Origin of the sequence: Ruminococcus sp. OM06-36AC (genome assembly GCF_003438725.1) — a bacterium.
GTDB classification, from domain to species: Bacteria; Bacillota; Clostridia; order Oscillospirales; family Ruminococcaceae; genus Ruminococcus_C; species Ruminococcus_C callidus.
Genome location: NZ_QSTT01000012.1, coordinates 1 through 16,547 on the forward strand (window position 1 = coordinate 1; position 16,547 = coordinate 16,547).

At 51.5% G+C, this 16,547-nt stretch carries 16 protein-coding genes; 13 read left to right on the top strand and 3 right to left on the bottom strand.

The window, feature by feature from the left end; all coding sequences use genetic code 11:
* Positions 1-301: 301 nt before the first annotated feature.
* Positions 302-2,092 carry a Na/Pi cotransporter family protein gene (locus DXB92_RS08695; protein ID WP_117733580.1) on the bottom strand — a complete coding sequence of 597 codons (1,791 nt, stop codon included), beginning with the start codon at positions 2,090-2,092 and terminating at the stop codon, positions 302-304.
* 329 nt (positions 2,093-2,421) lie between these two features.
* Here DXB92_RS08695 and DXB92_RS08700 point away from each other — a divergent pair, with 329 nt between their 5' ends.
* Both DXB92_RS08700 and DXB92_RS13695 read left to right on the top strand, forming a co-directional pair.
* Complete coding sequence (locus DXB92_RS08700) at positions 2,422-2,652, top strand: hypothetical protein (protein WP_187118443.1); 231 nt, start codon at positions 2,422-2,424, stop codon at positions 2,650-2,652.
* Between the two features lie 14 nt (positions 2,653-2,666).
* Positions 2,667-2,810, top strand: coding sequence for a hypothetical protein (locus tag DXB92_RS13695; RefSeq protein WP_181977000.1), 144 nt, complete (start codon positions 2,667-2,669; stop codon positions 2,808-2,810).
* A gap of 98 nt (positions 2,811-2,908) precedes the next feature.
* Here the strand turns inward: DXB92_RS13695 and DXB92_RS08705 are convergent, their stop codons facing one another.
* A complete protein-coding gene (locus DXB92_RS08705; protein ID WP_117733582.1) occupies positions 2,909-4,225 on the bottom strand; it encodes a hemolysin family protein in 1,317 nt (438 codons plus the stop codon).
* A 562-nt stretch (positions 4,226-4,787) separates the two neighbouring features.
* Here DXB92_RS08705 and DXB92_RS08710 point away from each other — a divergent pair.
* From DXB92_RS08710 to DXB92_RS08760, 11 genes are all read left to right on the top strand, one after another.
* Complete coding sequence (locus DXB92_RS08710; RefSeq protein ID WP_117733583.1) at positions 4,788-6,836, top strand: elongation factor G; 2,049 nt, start codon at positions 4,788-4,790, stop codon at positions 6,834-6,836.
* 428 nt (positions 6,837-7,264) lie between these two features.
* A complete protein-coding gene (locus DXB92_RS08715; RefSeq protein ID WP_117733584.1) occupies positions 7,265-7,420 on the top strand; it encodes a cyclic lactone autoinducer peptide in 156 nt (51 codons plus the stop codon).
* A complete protein-coding gene (locus DXB92_RS08720; RefSeq protein ID WP_117733585.1) occupies positions 7,420-8,004 on the top strand; it encodes an accessory gene regulator B family protein in 585 nt (194 codons plus the stop codon). The genes DXB92_RS08715 and DXB92_RS08720 overlap by 1 nt, the downstream gene beginning before the upstream one ends.
* Before the next feature lie 323 nt (positions 8,005-8,327).
* A complete protein-coding gene (gene spoVM / locus DXB92_RS08730) occupies positions 8,328-8,423 on the top strand; it encodes a stage V sporulation protein SpoVM (RefSeq protein ID WP_117733587.1) in 96 nt (31 codons plus the stop codon).
* A 322-nt stretch (positions 8,424-8,745) separates the two neighbouring features.
* On the top strand, positions 8,746-9,060 hold the full coding sequence (locus DXB92_RS08735) for a hypothetical protein (RefSeq protein WP_021682130.1): 315 nt from the start codon (positions 8,746-8,748) through the stop codon (positions 9,058-9,060).
* The gene (locus tag DXB92_RS08740; protein WP_021682129.1) at positions 9,057-9,638 is read left to right on the top strand and encodes a hypothetical protein; all 582 of its coding nucleotides are present in this window, start codon (positions 9,057-9,059) and stop codon (positions 9,636-9,638) included. Before DXB92_RS08735 ends, DXB92_RS08740 begins: the two co-directional genes overlap by 4 nt.
* A 218-nt stretch (positions 9,639-9,856) precedes the next feature.
* On the top strand, positions 9,857-10,876 hold the full coding sequence (locus DXB92_RS08745) for a LacI family DNA-binding transcriptional regulator (protein WP_117733588.1): 1,020 nt from the start codon (positions 9,857-9,859) through the stop codon (positions 10,874-10,876).
* A 334-nt stretch (positions 10,877-11,210) separates the two neighbouring features.
* Positions 11,211-12,626 (top strand): PTS transporter subunit EIIC, encoded by a 1,416-nt coding sequence (locus DXB92_RS08750; protein ID WP_117733589.1) that lies wholly within the window; start codon positions 11,211-11,213, stop codon positions 12,624-12,626.
* A gap of 16 nt (positions 12,627-12,642) precedes the next feature.
* The gene (locus tag DXB92_RS08755; protein ID WP_181977001.1) at positions 12,643-14,094 is read left to right on the top strand and encodes a glycoside hydrolase family 32 protein; all 1,452 of its coding nucleotides are present in this window, start codon (positions 12,643-12,645) and stop codon (positions 14,092-14,094) included.
* Between the two features lie 15 nt (positions 14,095-14,109).
* Entirely contained in the window at positions 14,110-14,265 is a 156-nt protein-coding gene (locus DXB92_RS13700; RefSeq protein ID WP_181977002.1) for a hypothetical protein, read from the top strand.
* A gap of 24 nt (positions 14,266-14,289) precedes the next feature.
* Entirely contained in the window at positions 14,290-14,784 is a 495-nt protein-coding gene (locus DXB92_RS08760; RefSeq protein ID WP_207636446.1) for a PTS glucose transporter subunit IIA, read from the top strand.
* 275 nt (positions 14,785-15,059) lie between these two features.
* On the opposite strand, the gene spoIVA is transcribed toward DXB92_RS08760, so the two are convergent.
* Positions 15,060-16,535: a stage IV sporulation protein A gene (spoIVA, locus tag DXB92_RS08765; RefSeq protein WP_117733592.1), complete on the bottom strand. Its 1,476-nt coding sequence runs from the start codon at positions 16,533-16,535 to the stop codon at positions 15,060-15,062.
* Between the last annotated feature and the right edge of the window lie 12 nt (positions 16,536-16,547).

Genomic DNA, 16,547 nt, shown 5'->3' on the forward strand with positions numbered 1-16,547 from the left:
GAAACAAAAAGCGGAGTGAATACTTGATGTATTCACGAGCATTTTTGTGAAATATGAGAGTCTGTTTCGTATCTGACGTATGCAGATTGCGTCGTCAGATTTTTTGAGAGATGAAGGGAAAAACGGAGAAAATCCTTTGTGGATTTTCGAGTATTTTCCCGAAATATCTCGGAAAATATGCACGCAAGATGCGTGCGGGAAGATACGAAACAGGCTCTGAAGGAAAATTTGCAAGCAGATGGCGTGCAAAGTCGCCAGACGCTCTTTGTGCGGTATTGCCTTTATTTATTCAGTGTGAAAATCACGCGTCCACGACTTCGTCCAGCGTGGGCTGTCCCAGTTCCAGATAGTAGTGGTTCAGGTACTGGTGGTAGGATTCCTGAAAGGTTTCATCGTTTTCTTTCAGCTTGTACAGATACTTGTGGATATTCTGCTGTTCGTCGATTTCGATCAGCACGCCGGCAATGTTGGAACAATGGTCGGAAATGCGTTCGATGTTGGTGAGCAGATCCTGATAGATGTAGCCCAGTTCCACGGTGCATTCTTCGTTTTGCAGCCGCTTGATGTGGCGGTTTTTCAGTTCCAGATTCAGGGTGTCGATAACTTCTTCCAGCGGCTCTACCTGGTGTGCAATGGCGAGGTCGTCCTTTTCGAACGCCTGATATGCCATGTTCAGTGTTTCCAGCAGAGCATCACACAGGGTACGCAGTTCCTTTGCGGCATCGCCAGAGAAGTGCAGCCCCTTTTCGTGGAGTTCGTGTGCTGATTCCATGATATTCACCGCATGGTCACCAATTCGCTCGAAATTGCCGATGCAGTGCAGCATTTTCGAAACTGTCCGGCTGTCCTTGGAGGAAAGGCTGTGCTTGCTGATGCGTACCAGATAGGCGTTCAGCTTATCCTCGTATTTGTCGATGCGGTTTTCGTTTTCCTCAATTTGTTCTTCGGTGGCTTTGTCATACTGGAACAGCATGTTGATCGCCAGTTTCATTGTGGTCTTGGACAACTCTGCCATTTCCATGGTCACACCGTGACAGACTTCAATGGCAACTGCTGGTGTTGCCAGCAGGCGTTCGTCCAGCATAGCATGCTTTTCCTTGGCTTCCTTTTCCTTTTTGCTGTCCCGTACCAGCGTATACGCAAGCTTTTCCAGTAGCTTGGTGAACGGCAGCAGCATTGCTGTAGTGACAATGTTGAAGATCGTGTGTACCAGAGCCACGCCAGCCGGATCAATTGCAGAGCCGACAAAGGCGAAGTCCAGCAGCCAGTACAGTCCGTAGAATATCGGCAGAATCACCAGTGTGCCGATGCAGTTAAAGCAGATGTGCACACATGCCACCCGCTTGGCACTGCGGTTTACGCCGATGCTGGAGAGCAGGGCGGTGACACAGGTACCGATGTTCTGTCCCATGATGATCGGGATCGCCATGCCGTAGGTGACCTGTCCGGTGAGGGAGAGTGCCTGCAGGATTCCCACAGAAGCAGCGGAACTCTGGATCACGCCGGTGAAAACGGCTCCCACCAGAACGCCCATGATCGGGTTCCGGAACGCGGTGAGAATGTGGGAGAACTGCGGGGAATCTGCCAGCGGGCTGACGGCTCCACTCATCAGGGTCATGCCCGTCATCAGCACGGAGAATCCCACCATGATCTTGCCGATGTCCTTGGTGCGGTTGTGTTTGGCAGTCATGATCATAATGACACCGATCAGAGCAATGATCGGGGAGAACGATTCCGGCTTCAGCATTTTCAGGAAGGGATTGTCCCCCTCGATGCCGGAAAGGCTCAGGATCCATGCAGTCAGCGTGGTGCCCACATTGGAGCCCATGAGTACGCCGATCGTCTGGCTCAGTTCCATGATGCCGGAGTTGACGAGCCCGACCAGCATGACGGTCAGGGCGGAGGAGGACTGAATGGCAATGGTGATGCCCATGCCCAGCAACAGGCTCTTGAACTTGTTGGAAGTCATCTTTTTCAGAACGATTTCCAGCTTGCCGCCGGCGAGTTTCTCCAGACCGGAGGACATGACGTTCATGCCGTACAGGAAGAACGCCAGACCGCCCAGCAGGGTAATGACGGAAAAAATATCCATAGGTTTCGACTCCTTATTGCTGCCCCGTGAAAACAGGGGCATTTTTCTGGGATAACACCGCAAAGTGCTTGCGTTGTACTGCCATTATTATACCGGTTCTCTGTAAAGTCCGCACGGTGGCTATGTAAAATCTGCGTAAAAAATAAGTTGCATTTTGTCGAAGCTGGAGAGGGCAGTCTGACGAGTTGAAAAATGTTTTGAAAAAATGTTGATTTTGGAGTGAGAATGTGATATAATCCAATTATGAAATGTGATAGAGTTTTTTGCGTAAGGAAGGAAATGATGTTTTCACATTTCTGTTTATAGCAGGAAAATCTTTGCGGAGGTTTATGCAGATGTTGAAATTCAGCCATTCTGAAACACAGAATTCAGAATCGGATACGAACCAAATGAAAGAACGAATCAACATGCAAAGACAAGAACTATTTATGGTGCAGGACGACACTGTGGAACATTATGCAAAAGAACACCCTGAAAAGCTGAAAGAAGCAGAAGAAAAGTACGGAGAACTGCCGGATTCTATCATACAAGAGATAAAGCAGGAGTTCGGTATTTCATAAAGGAGAGATAAAATATGAATGATATTGATAAAGAAAAAGATGTTGATATGGAAGAAGTCAGACGAATTTGTTCTGAAAAGACCGCTGAGGAATTAGACGCGGAATTTGAGGCGTTTAAAAAAGAATTTGCAGAAAAGCATAAACAAGAAGAAATCTAAGGAAACACTGAATTTCACAACACCGCACATGAAAAAAAGCATCTCAACGAGATGCTTCTTTTACATTCTAATGCTGTTTTCTCCGGAAAAGTCTTCTGTTACAGTGGATTCGCCGGAGAATGCTCCAGCCGGACGATTGCCTTTTCCACACAGTGCTGCCGGACGTTGAGAATGCGGATCAGGTATCCCTCGATCTCCAGCTTCAGGCGGCTGCCGTCCTTTGGAATCTCGCCCAGCTTGCCGATGAGAAAGCCGCTGAAGGTTTCGTATTCCTCCGCATCGGAAAATTCGTGATCCAGAGCCTTTGCCACATCGTGGAGGGAACAGGTGCCGCGGATCTTCCACGTTTTCGAATCCAGACGTTCCAGTTCCGGTTCCTGCCGTTCGGTTTCGTCATCGTCGAAATCTCCGACCAGCTGTTCCACCAGATCGGTCACAGTAATGATACCGCACATGCCGCCGTATTCGTCCACAACGACTGCAAAATGGTCTGCGTGCCGTTTCATCTTGCTGAACAACTCGTCAGCTTTCATGGTTTCGTGAATGAAATAGGGCGTGTGTACAGCGTGTTCCATGACGAATTCCTTGGTGCGGTTTTGCAGCCGGAAAAAGTCCTTGGCGTTGAGCACGCCTACGATCTGGTCTACGCTGTCCCCGCAGACCGGATAGACCGAGTGGCGGGATTCATGAATAGTCTGTTCCCATTGAGCAATGGTTTCGTCCAGCCAGAGCACCGCCACTTCCTTGCGGTGGGTGCAGATCTCGCCGACAGTCAGATCGTCAAATGCAAATACATTTTTAATGAGGTCGTTTTCTTCGGTGTCGATCGTTCCTTTTTTGTGTCCCGCATCTGCCATGAGCAGCAGGTCTTCTTCCGTGACGATCTCGTCCTCACTGTTGGGGTCAATGCCGCAGAGCCGCAGGATTCCGTTGGTGGATTTGGTCAGCAGCCACACCAGCGGGGCGAACAGCTTGGAAATTACCGTGATCGGTCCGGACATTGTCAGCGAAAATTTTTCGGCGTTCTTCATGGCAATGCGTTTCGGCACCATTTCGCCAAAGACAATGGAAAAATAGGAGATGACCAGTGTTACCAGAATGACAGAAATCGTGTTCAGCACAGAGGTACTCAACCCGATGCCGGTCTTTTGAAGCAGCCCCGTCAGCTTTTCCGCGAAGCTGTCAGAGGCAAATGCCGCACCCAGAAAGCCGGACAGGGTGATCGCCACCTGAATCGTTGCCAGAAATCCGGAGGAGTTCCGCACCATTTTCAACAGCCAGCGGGCACGCTTGTTGCCGTTTTCCACTTCTTTTTCCAGTTTTGCCTCGTTGACGGAGATCACCGCGATCTCTGTGCCGGCGAATATGGCGTTCAGGGCGATCAGGGCGATCTGCAATAAAATTAAACCTACCATTTGAGAAAAAATTCCAACCTTTCTTATTACAATACCATATGTGTGATTTCTGTAAAAAATACAAAAAGACACAGCTAGCACCGCATACGGTGCAGACCATGCCTTCTACAGGCAGCACGAACGCAGAAAATGCCATACCTCTGCCACATGGCAAGGCATCGTGCTGTCATTATCATTCGATTCGGATTTGCTGTGTCGCTGTCATCGGCGGCGTCCATGAAAAAATTCCTCCAGTTACTCTCATAAAGGAAACGCTGCATAAAGTCTGTTTGCCGGCTTTATTCAGTGTTTCCTTAAATATTTTAAGCTATATTCTATCACCTTTTTGTGCACTTGTCAATAGCATTTCAAAAGTTTGTGGAAACTCCACAAGAAATATTGACAGTCGGACACACTGGACAGGCGGAATGCTTTCCGGTTCTTCGAAAAAAATTCAACTTTTTTCAAAAAGGGCTTGCAATGTGATGTGAAATGTGCTATAATTGCAATATGCAGTTGAAATAAAATTAGGCAACTTGCTAAATTGCTGCGAAATAGAATTTATGATAGGAGCGAAAAAGCTATGATCATCAAGAATATTGCACTGGCTGGCCATGCCGGCACCGGAAAAACCACATTACTGGAAGCCCTTTTGTATCAGGGTGGCTGCGTGGAACGCATGGGCAGCGTTGCAGCGGGCACTACAGTTTCTGATGCTGCACCGGAGGAGATCAAGCGGCATTCTTCCGTGTACACCGCCACCGGCAGCATCATGCTGGACGGTCAGAAGATCAACCTGCTGGACACACCGGGCATGTTTGATTTTGCCGGCGGCATGGTGCAGGGCATCTCTGCGGCGGACTGCGTAATGATTACCGTATCCGGAAAATCCGGCGTTCGGGTGGGCACGAAAAAGGCATACCGTGCAGCAGAGGGCAAGCCGCGAATGTTTGTGGTCACAAAGCTGGACGATGAAAACGCCAACTTTTATAATGTACTGACAGAACTGAAATCCGCTTTCGGGCCGTCGGTTTGTCCGGTAGTAGTACCGGTCATCGCAGACCGGAAGGTGGATTCCTACATCAACCTGATCGAAATGAAAGCCTATCGCTACGACAAGGACGGCAAGGCTCAGGAGATCCCCATGCCGACTTCCGAGGTTTCCGAAAAATTGAGTTATCGGGTAGACGGCTTGATTCAGGCGTTTTCAGAGGCAATTGCGGAAACTGACGAGGAACTGTTTGAAAAGTTCTTCTCCGGCGAGGAGTTTACCCAGAAAGAACGGGTGGGCGGTATTCATAAGGGCATGCGTGACGGCACGATCACACCGGTTGCCTGCGTTTCGGCTCAGATGCTGGAGGGCGTAGATCTGCTGTGCAAGGAAATGGAACTGTTGGTGCCGGAAGCTTCTGACGAGATCGCGGCACTGAACCAGAATGGCGAAGAAGTTGTATTGCATCAGTCACCGGAAGAACCGGTCTGCGTGCAGGTATACCAGACACTGGCAGACCCCTATGTGGGCAAACTGTCTATGATGCGGGTGATTTCCGGCACGCTGAAAGCTGGTGCCGAACTGGTGAACAGCAAAACCGGAGCCACAGAAAAACTGAACAAACTGTTCTTCCTCTGCGGCAAGAAGCAGACGGAAACGGCTGTTGCGGAAGCAGGGGATCTGGTGGCAGCGACAAAGCTTTCCGCCAATACCGGTGATACACTGTGTGACAGTTCCCGCGTAGTCAGCCTGCCCCGCAGCAGCTTCCCGACACCGTGCTACAGTATGGCAGTGCGTCCGGCGGCACGGGGCGATGAGGCAAAGGTGGCTGCGGCGATCCAGAAGATTCTGGAGGAAGACCAGACCTTGTCCTATCAGCAGAATCCGGCAACCAATGAGATGATCCTCTCCGGACTGGGCGAGCAGCACCTGAGTGCGGTGGTTTCCAAGCTGAAAGCTGATTTTGGGGTAGATGTGGTACTTTCCGTGCCGAAGATCGCTTATCGGGAAACCATTCGGAAAAAGGTCAAAGTTCAGGGTAAGTACAAGAAGCAGTCCGGCGGCCACGGACAGTACGGCGATGTCTGGATCGAGTTCGAACCGTATCCGTCGGAAGAACTGGTCTTTGAAGAAAAGGTATTCGGCGGTGCTGTGCCGCGGAATTTCTTCCCCGCAGTGGAAAAGGGCTTGCAGGAATCCTACACCAAGGGTGTTCTGGCAGGCTTTCCGGTGGTCGGCGTAAAGGCAATTCTGGTGGACGGTTCCTATCACCCTGTGGATTCTTCGGAGATGTCGTTCAAGACGGCGGCTTCTCTTGCATATAAAGAAGGCATGAAGCAGGCAGAACCGACGCTGCTGGAACCGGTGGGACTGATGAGCGTAACTGTTCCGGACGAATGCACCGGCGATATTATGGGCGACCTGAACAAGCGTCGCGGCAGAGTGCTGGGCATGAATTCTGTGGAAGATCAGGGTATGACTTTCATTTCGGCAGAAGTGCCGCTTCGGGAAATGGCAGATTATGCATTGCAGCTGCGGCAGATGACACAGGGCGAGGGAACCTTCTCCATGGCATTTGCCCGCTATGAACAGCTGCCGGCAAATCTGGTGGCAGAGGTCATTGCTTCCGCATCGGAGTAATGCTTTTTTGAACAATCGCAATTTGTGCGGTATTGCCGTAAAAGTAACCAGTTGTTTCTTTTGTGAACAGCTGGTTATTTTTGTATCTTTTTGAAACCGCAACTGTTTCCGTACTGTTTTTGACGATTCAAATGCTATTTTTGACAATTTCTAAAAAGTGAAGAGAAAGTGTGCTATAATGATACACAAGGATTACAGGAAACGCAGGAGAATGATATTCTTCGGTTCTGTGACCCGCTTCTGAAATACCGAAGGGTGCGAAAAAACGGGAAAGGGGGAATGCTTTCTGCCAGAATGAAAGTCGCTTCTGAATCCGGCAGGAGCAGGAGGAGAAGTATCCAAAGGCATTTCAAACCACTTATACTATGGCGTATCACACGCCGCGGAATGTGTCGAAGATGACACCAACAGAAAGGAAAGGTTTCAAAATGAAAGCAAAAATGATGAATGTTTACGGTGTATTTGCAGCAGCCTTTGCCGCAGCAGCAATGATGATGACCACGCTGGTGGCAAACTCCACCTGCATCTACTTCTCCTATCAGGACGAGCTGCCGGAGCGTGCAAGAAAGCTGCGGAAGTTCTAATGTTTGCGAAGCTGTCAGATACCATTGCACGTTCTTTTGTGGCACGCGGAACCATTTCAGAAGAACGTTTCTCCATATGCCGCTATGGGATCAAGCAACTGTTTTCCGTCTGTCTGAACCTGCTCACAACGCTTTGTATCGGCATGGCTTTCGGTCTGGTGTGGGAAAGTGTCTTGTTTACGGCGGCGTATATCCCGCTTCGCAGCTTTGCCGGCGGATTCCACGCGAAAACGCCGGTACGGTGCTACTGGTATTCGGCGGCAATGATCGCGATCGTGCTGGTACTGCTGCGGTTTGTGCCGCTTCCCCTGTGGACGGCGGTTCCGGTATATATGATTTCCAGCATACTGTTGTGGCTGCTTGCACCAGTGGAAACTTCGCATAAGCCTCTGGACGAGCTGGAACAGCGGGTGTACCGGCATCGTGCCCGTCTGATCTGGTGCGTGGAAAGTCTGGTTATGATCGGGTTATTTTTCCTGCAATTGGAGCAGGCAGGAAATTGTATTTTGCTGTCTATGGCAGCGTTAAGCGTGATGCTGGCGGCGGGAAAATTCCAGCTGCATATGCACGTCAAGCATAGATAAAAAACAGAAAAACAAAAGAAAAACAAAAGAAAGAAACAAAACGAGTGAGAACCGATCCGTTTTCGCCGCGAAAAAAATATCCGGAGAGAAAAATATATCGGACTGCGGCATGCACTGCGTTTGGAGACAACAAAACACGCAAATGCGGAAAATCGGAATACATGAAGTGCAGCCTTGTACAGTACTGCCGGAAAAGCGTTCGGAAGCCAGAAGTCTTCCGGACGCTTTTCTGCACCTTTTTTGGAAAAGTGAATATACTGGGGACAGAGGACACGGAATGTGTGCCTGTGACAGATTACATGTATGTTTGAAAGGAGTTTCATATGAAAATCGTTGTTGTCAAGAGCCCGAAGCTGTTGTCCAGTCTGTTTCGCATGATCTTCAGGATCCAGAAAGAAACGCCGGCGGAAGAACAGTAATTTTGCCTTAGGGCAATACCGCACAAAGAGCGTCTGGCGACTTTGCACGCCATCTGCTTGCAAATTTCCCGTCATATTTCACAAAAATGCTCGTGAATACATCCAGTATTCACTCCGCTTTTTGTTTCATCTGACGAAAAATTTGACGACGCATCTGTCGCACAATCTTTGTGCGGTATTGCCTTAGACCTGTGAGCAGAAGCATGCTGACAGGTCTATTTTTCTGTCCTGCTTCATATGGTAGTAGCACAATATCGCCGCAAGTTTAGGGCAACACCGCACAAGCTTTGTGCGGTGTTGCCTTAGGAAAAGGAGCAGGATCATGATGGAGGAAATGGAAAAGCATTCGGAACAGCAGCCCCATGAACCGGAAACCCAGCCGGCAGAGGTGCCGCTGCTGGAAACCATACATCTGTCGGACACGCCGGCACCCCGAAAGCCTCAGCATGCCGACGACATCGCCCTGACACAGTGTATTCTCTGTTTGCTGCTGGTGCTCTGCGTGTTTGGGCTGCACTGGCTGAAACCGGAGTGGCAAATCATGCTGCTGGAACAGTACGCCGCAAAACGGGATGCACCGCCGGTGCTCTGGCTGGATCAGCTGCTCCGTGCCGTGCAGCAGTGGATCACCAAGTGATTTGCTGGCACTGGCGTGGGACGGTGTTCACCGTGGACTTCAGCTTCTTTGCCGTGGCGGCACTGGTGGCAGTCCGCGGCGGAGCCTTGTATTTTCTGCTGCTGTTTCTGGCGTGTCTGCTGCATGAACTGGGACATCTGGCAATGCTGCTGTTGTTTCACCGCCACGTGCAGACAGTTTCACTGTGCGGTGCCGGAGCGTTGTTTGTGCCGTCTGCTGCCTGCGGGGCATACTGGCAGGACATACTGGTTTCTCTTGCAGGTCCGGCAGTGAATCTGCTGCTGGGGACAGCGTTTTTGTGGGGAGATCGCGGTTCGGTTTCCGGTATGCTGCATCTGGGACTGGGCTTGTTCAACCTGCTGCCCTATGCCAGACTGGACGGCGGGGCAGTTTGCCGCAGTGTGCTTTCTGTCTGTGGCTGCCTGCCGGAACAGACCGAGCGGCTCCAGAATGGCATAGCAGTTCTGCTGACCGTACTGCTGGGGACAGTCTGCTGGCAGTTCCGGCTGCAAAATCTGCCTTTCTGTCTGATGTGTGTTTATTTGCTGTGGATACAGCTGTGGGAATCGTATGCTTAGGGCAACATTGCATTGGTTTTGTGCGGTGTTGCCTTAGAAACGTTTGCAACAATCCCAACCAAACGCGGTGAAATCGTCAAAAAACACAAAACTTTGGGGAAGTAATTATCAATAATCATGAAAATACAGATTTTACTTGCATTTTTTATGGTAATCTGTTACAATAAATGTGAGAATTATGATAGATGCAGTATACGTTCTCATAGGAAGATATACTGTTGGAACGAAAGGTGAGATTTGCAATGAATATCAGTATGATCGCACAGCTGGCGGAAGTATCTACGGCAACGGTGTCCCGCTATCTGAATAATGGATATGTCAGCGAACAGAAGCGGAAGCGGATTCAGGCGGTGATCGAACAGACCGGTTATACGCCCAGTTCCTCTGCCCAGACGCTCCGCACCGGCAGAAACAATCTGATCGGTGTGATTGTTCCGAAAATCAGCTCAGAATCCGTCAGCCGAATGGTGGACGGCATCACAGAGGTTGTCAACAATGCCGGTTATCAGGTGTTGCTGGCGAACACCGGAAACAACACGGAACGGGAAATGGAATACCTGAAAACGTTCCGGCTGAACAACGTAGACGGCGTGATCTTTATCGGAACGCTGATGACGAAAAAACACCTCGCCCTGATGAAATCCTATAAGAAGCCGATCGTTTTAATGGGACAGCAGGAATCCGATGTTTCCTGCGTATATTTTGACGACTACGGTGCCGCAAAGCTGGCGACCGACTGTCTGGTTCGCTGCGGCTGTCAGAATATTGTGCACCTCGGTGTGACCTTAAAGGACAAGGCTGCCGGACGTGCCAGAAGGGGCGGTTATCTGGATACGCTGGAAGAAAACCATATTGCTTTTCGGGAGGAACTGATCGCAGAGTGTGCCGGTTTCACCACACAGGACGGCAGCGACGCCATGGCGGCATTTCTGGAAAAGCAGATTCCTTTTGACGGCGTTTTCTGTGCTACAGATACCATTGCATTCGGAGCAATCGACGTGCTGCGGCGTGCAGGAATCCAGATTCCGGAACAGGTGAAACTGACAGCAGTCGGCAACAACCGCATGTCGGCGATCTATTCGCCCCACCTGACTTCTGTCAGTCTGTCCCACCGGACAGGCGGTCTGGAAGCCGGTGCCATTCTCATGGATATGATCCAGAACGACAATGATGCTGTTCGTACCGCACAGATGCAGTGCCGGCTGTACGAACGGGAAAGCACTGGTGCGGCGGAATAAATAGGGAAACGTGCGGTGCTGTGTTCGAAGCAGGATTTTGCCGGACTCTCCACCAGTTTTCCTGTATATATGAAAACAATTTCATATATTCTATGTTCTGATACAAAAAGAATCCCTTAAATTTGGTGATTTTACATCTTTCCTTTTTCTTTTATTTCTGCTATAATAGAATCACATTAAGAAATCGATTTCACATTGATTCATGGAAATGGTTCTCGACAGCATTTGCAGAAATAGAACTGCCGCAAAACGGAAACCTGCGGCAGCTTGAAAGAAAAGGGAAAGATTTTTTTACAGCGATTCCCCGTTTCAAAAAATGACAGGAGATGATCTAATGAATTATCATGAAGCAGCGGTACAGGTGCTGGAAAAAATCGGCGGTGAGGAAAACCTGATTTCCGGTGCCCATTGTGCCACCCGTCTGCGATTGGTTGTCAAAGACGAAAAGAGCATTCGCAAAGAAGAAATCGAAGAAATTGAAGGCGTCAAGGGCGTATTTATCGCACAGGGACAGTTGCAGATCATTTTCGGCACCGGCGTTGTCAATCGGGTCTATGAGGAATTCGTAGCCGTTTCCGGCATTGAAACCGCCACAAAGGAAGATGTCAAGGCGGCAGCCGGACAGAAGATGAATCTGTTCAAGAAAGCGATCAAGGTGCTGGGGGATATTTTCGTACCGATCATTCCTGCAATCGTGGCAACCGGTTTGCTGATGGGCTTGCTGGAGGGCTTCAGTACCTTGTTTCCGGCAATGGCAAATTCGGATACCTATAAGATTTTCCACATGTTTTCCAACACTGCATTTACATTTCTGCCGATCCTGATCGCCACCAGTGCGGCAAAGGCATTTGGCGGCAATATGTTCCTGGGTTCTGTAATCGGCATGATCATGATCCATCCCGACCTGATGAATGCGTGGAGCGTGGCATCTGCGGTGGAAGCCGGCGAGGCAATCCCGAAGTTCTCCGTCTGGTTCGGACTGTATGATGTCAACGCGGTGGGCTATCAGGGCCATGTCATTCCGGTAATCATTTCCGTATGGCTCATGTGCTTCTTGGAAAAGCGGCTGCATAAGATCGTGCCGGCATCAATAGATTTGTTTGTCACACCGCTGGTCAGCGTGGGCGTGTCCGGTTATCTGGCACTGACGGCTATCGGACCGGTATTCTCCCAGCTGGAAACATGGGTACTGGACGGCGTACAGTGGCTGATCGCAGTGCCCTACGGCATCGGAGCATTCCTCATGGGCGGACTGTATTCCTCCACAGTTGTGGCTGGCGTACACCACATGTATACGATCATTGACTTGGGACAGCTTTCCCAGTACGGCGTGACACACTGGCTGCCGCTGGCATCGGCTGCCAATATGGCACAGGGTGCAGCTTGTCTGGCAGTGGGACTGAAAAGCCGCGGCAATCAGAAGATGCGGTCGCTGGCATTTCCGGCAGCTCTGTCCTGCATGATGGGCATCACTGAGCCGGCAATTTTCGGTGTCAACCTGCGGCATATCAAAGTGTTTATCTGCGGTTCCATCGGCGGAGCATGCGGTGCACTGATGACCTCGATTTTCCACTTGGGAGCAACGGCGACCGGCGTAACCGGTATCTTCGCCATTCTGCTGCACCTGAACCAGCCGGTTCAGTATATCGTTTCCATGCTGGTGGCAATGGGCGTGGCATTCCTGCTCACATGGATCTTTGGCTATAAGGCAGAAAAACCGGCAGCGGCAAAGACTGCATCGAATGCGTGAACGGAGGCAGAATCCTATGAGTACTGTTAGAACACAGAACCTGAAAAATGCTTGTCGGGCATTGGAACGGAGCACCGACCGGACTTCGACGTGGCGACCGGTGTTTCATCTGGCTCCCGTGACCGGTTGGCTGAACGACCCCAACGGGCTGTGCCAGATCGGAGAAACCCATCACATCTTTTTCCAGTATTCTCCCTTTGATGTCAAGCCGGGGCTGAACTACTGGGGACACTATACCACAGAAGATTTTATCCACTACCAGTACTGCGAACCGGCACTGTGCAGCGATGAAAAGTTCGACTGTCACGGCGTATACTCCGGTTCTGCACTGGGGCAGGACGGCACCATGTACCTGTTCTATACCGGAAACGTGCTCCGGCGGGACAGAGAGGACTACGACTATACCACTGCCGGCAGAGAACACAACACCATTCGGGCAGAGAGCGAGGACGGGCTGCACTTCACCAAAAAGACGGTGCTGCTGTACAACGAGGACTATCCGGCAGACCTGACCTGTCACGTCCGTGACCCGAAGGTCTGGAAAGACGGCGACAGCTTCGCAATGGTGCTGGGTGCCAGAAGAAAAGACGACGTAGGCGAAGTGCTGGTGTATCGTTCCGATGACCTGAAAGCGTGGACGCTGGCAAACCGCATCACCTCTCAGAAGCCCTTCGGGTACATGTGGGAGTGTCCGGACTGCTTCGAATTGCAGGGGACCCGCTTCCTGTCCTTTTCTCCGCAGGGCGTGGCGGCGGAGGACTGGAAGTATCAGAACATCTACCAAAGCGGCTACTGCCGGCTGGAGGGTGACCTGTACGGGGAATACACCCTGTCTGCATTTGAGGAGTACGACCATGGGTTCGACTTCTACGCTCCGCAGACCTACACAGACCGGCAGGGACGGCGGATCCTGATCGGCTGGCTGGGTATGCCGGACAGCGACTACGGCTATCCGGAACGGGAATTCGGCTGGGCCAATCTGCTGACCATTCCGCGGGTGCTCCATGAGAAAAACGGCAGGATCCAACAGGAGCCGCTACCGGAATTGCAGCAGCTTCGCGGTGCGGAACAGACTGTCGTTGTACAGCAGGAATTCTCGTGCAGGACCGCAGCCGCTTATGAGGCAGAGATTCGCCTGACCGCGGGAAAGTCCCTGCGGGTGCAGTTCGGCACAGACGGCGTGCTCACATGGGACGGCAGCTTCCTCACACTGGAATTCGGAGCAAGCGGCTGCAATCGCCCCATGCGGCAGGTACCGCTGGAACGGCTGAAACAGCTGCGGCTGTTCTGTGACACTTCTTCTGTAGAGATTTTTGCCAACGAGGGCGAAGCCGTGTTCACGTCCCGCTTCTATGCCGATGCAGAGCAGTCGAAGCTGACAGTGCAGGCGGAGCAGGCAGAGGTACACCTTTGGGAAATGCAGCCGTTTTGCGTGGAAAATTTGTTTTCCGGCGGCAAGCAGGCGTGACAGGCGGGAATGCGTATGAAACAGGTATTGGCAATTGGAGAAGCACTCCGCCAGCGGCTGTTTGCCGGCTCCTGCCGTATACGGTTTTACTCCATGGGAAAAGACGGTGCCATTGCATCATACTCCGACCGAGAAACATTTCTCGCGTGGAAACAGAACAGAAAGGATTGAGCAGTTATGGGAATGCTTGATTTTTTGAAAAAGAATAAAGCAGCAGCAGACCTGCCGGAGGCTCCGGCGAATACTTTGCTGGCAGTGCAGAACGGCAAGATCGTTCCGGTAGACACGCTGCCGGATCCGGTTTTCGCAGAAAAGGTACTGGGTGACGGCTATGCCATTGACCCGACCGACGGCAAGGTGCTGTCACCGGTTTCCGGAAAGATCGTAGACATACAGGATTCCCTGCACGCTTATGGCATTGAAACACCTGACGGGCTGGAAGTGCTGGTGCATATCGGCATCAATACGGTTTCCCTGAATGGTGCCGGCTTCCGGACGAAGCACAAGGTAGGCGATACCGTTCACGCCGGCGAATTGCTGGCAGAGGTGAACCTGAATCTGTTGGAACAGAACCAGCTGCCAAAGTTTACAGTTGTCCTGATCACCAACATGGACGCGGTGCATGTGATCCGTCCGAATTATACAGCTGCCGAAGCCGGAAAGACTGCGGCACTGACTTACGAGAAATAGGGCAATACCGCACAAAGATTGTGCGGCAGATGCGTCGTCAAATTTTTCGTCAGATGAAACAAAAAGCGGAGTGAATACTTGATGTATTCACGAGCATTTTTGTGAAATATGACGGAAAATTTGCAAGCAGATGGCGTGCAAAGTCGCCAGACGCTCTTTGTGCGGTATTGCCATAGCTATTTTCAGTCCGAGAGGACTTTTCGATAACCCATTCCACAAAACGCAAAACGCCGGAACGTGTGTCAGAACCGTTCCGGCGTTTTGCTGTTTTACGATTACAAGATGAAGCAGATCAGACCGCTGCAGCCTTCGTTGATGATTCGCTGTAGTGTTTCCTGTAGCTTGAGCCGTGCGTCCATGGGCATTTTGGACAGCTTGTTGTGCAGTCCTTCGCCCACCAGCTCGTGGAGGGACTTGCCAAAGATGTTGGACGACCAGATCTTTGTAGGGTCCTCCTCAAAGCCCTCCAGCAGGTACATGACCAGTTCTTCGCTCTGGCGTTCCGTGCCCACAATGGGGCTGACAGTGGTGCGAATGTCGGCACGCATCATGTGAATGGACGGTGCCGAAGCACGGAGCCGCACGCCGTATCGTCCGCCCTGCTTGATGATCTCCGGTTCTTCCAGTGTCATTTCCTCCTGCTCCGGCATCACGATGCCATAGCCGGTGGCTTCTACCTCCCGCAAAGCCGGTTCGATTTTGGCGTATTCTTTTTGGATTCGGCTCAGCTCCAGCAGAATGGGCAGCAGGTCGCTTTCACCGTGAATGTCCAGACCGGTGGTTTCTCCCAGAATGCGGTAGAACAGCGATGCGTCCAGTTCCACTTCGGCACAGACGCTGCCGGTGCCCATGTCGATCTCCCGAATGGCTGCCCGCGTGACATAGGGGCAGGTGCTCACTGCCTCGGCGAAAAGAGCCGTATCCCGAATGGTGTGGATCTCTGCGGCAGCCTGCCGGATACAGGAAAAGACCGATTCCCGCAGCCAGTGGCTTTTTTCCAGCGAGGAGATCCAGCGTGGCATGCAGACGTTGATCTCCCGCACCGGAAACACCCGCAGCAGTTCCGTCAGGATCTGACAGATGTCGTTTTCATCCAGATCGGGACAGCTGACAGGCAGCACTGGTGCCTGATACTGCTGGGAGAGTTGTTCTGCCATTGCCTTGGCGGCGGCAGTGTGCGGATCCAGACAGTTCAGCAGGACGGCAAAGGGCTTTCCCAGTTCCTGCAATTCTGCAATGACACGCTGTTCGCACTCGGCATATTCCGCACGGGGCAGGTCGGTGATGCTGCCGTCAGTGGTGACTACCAGCCCGATGGTGGAGTGCTCTGCAATGACTTTCCGCGTGCCGACTTCTGCCGCCATGTTGAAAGGGACTTCCTGTTCAAACCACGGGGTATGTACCATACGCGGCTGTTCATTTTCGATGTAGCCCAGTGCACTGGGAATGATATATCCCACGCAGTCGATCATGCGTACCCGCATGCGGGCATTGTCCTCCAGCGTCAGTTCCACCGCATCTTCCGGAATGAACTTCGGTTCGGTGGTCATGATCGTTCTGCCGGCGGCGGACTGGGGGAGTTCGTCGGTGGCACGTTCCCGCCATGCTTCGTTGGGAATGTGGGGAATGACCAGCTGTTCCATGAACCGTTTGATGAACGTGGACTTTCCGGAACGCACGGGACCCACTACGCCAATGTAAATGTCACCGCCTGTGCGGCAGGCAATGTCCTGATAAATCGTGTTTGCCATATTCTGTACCTC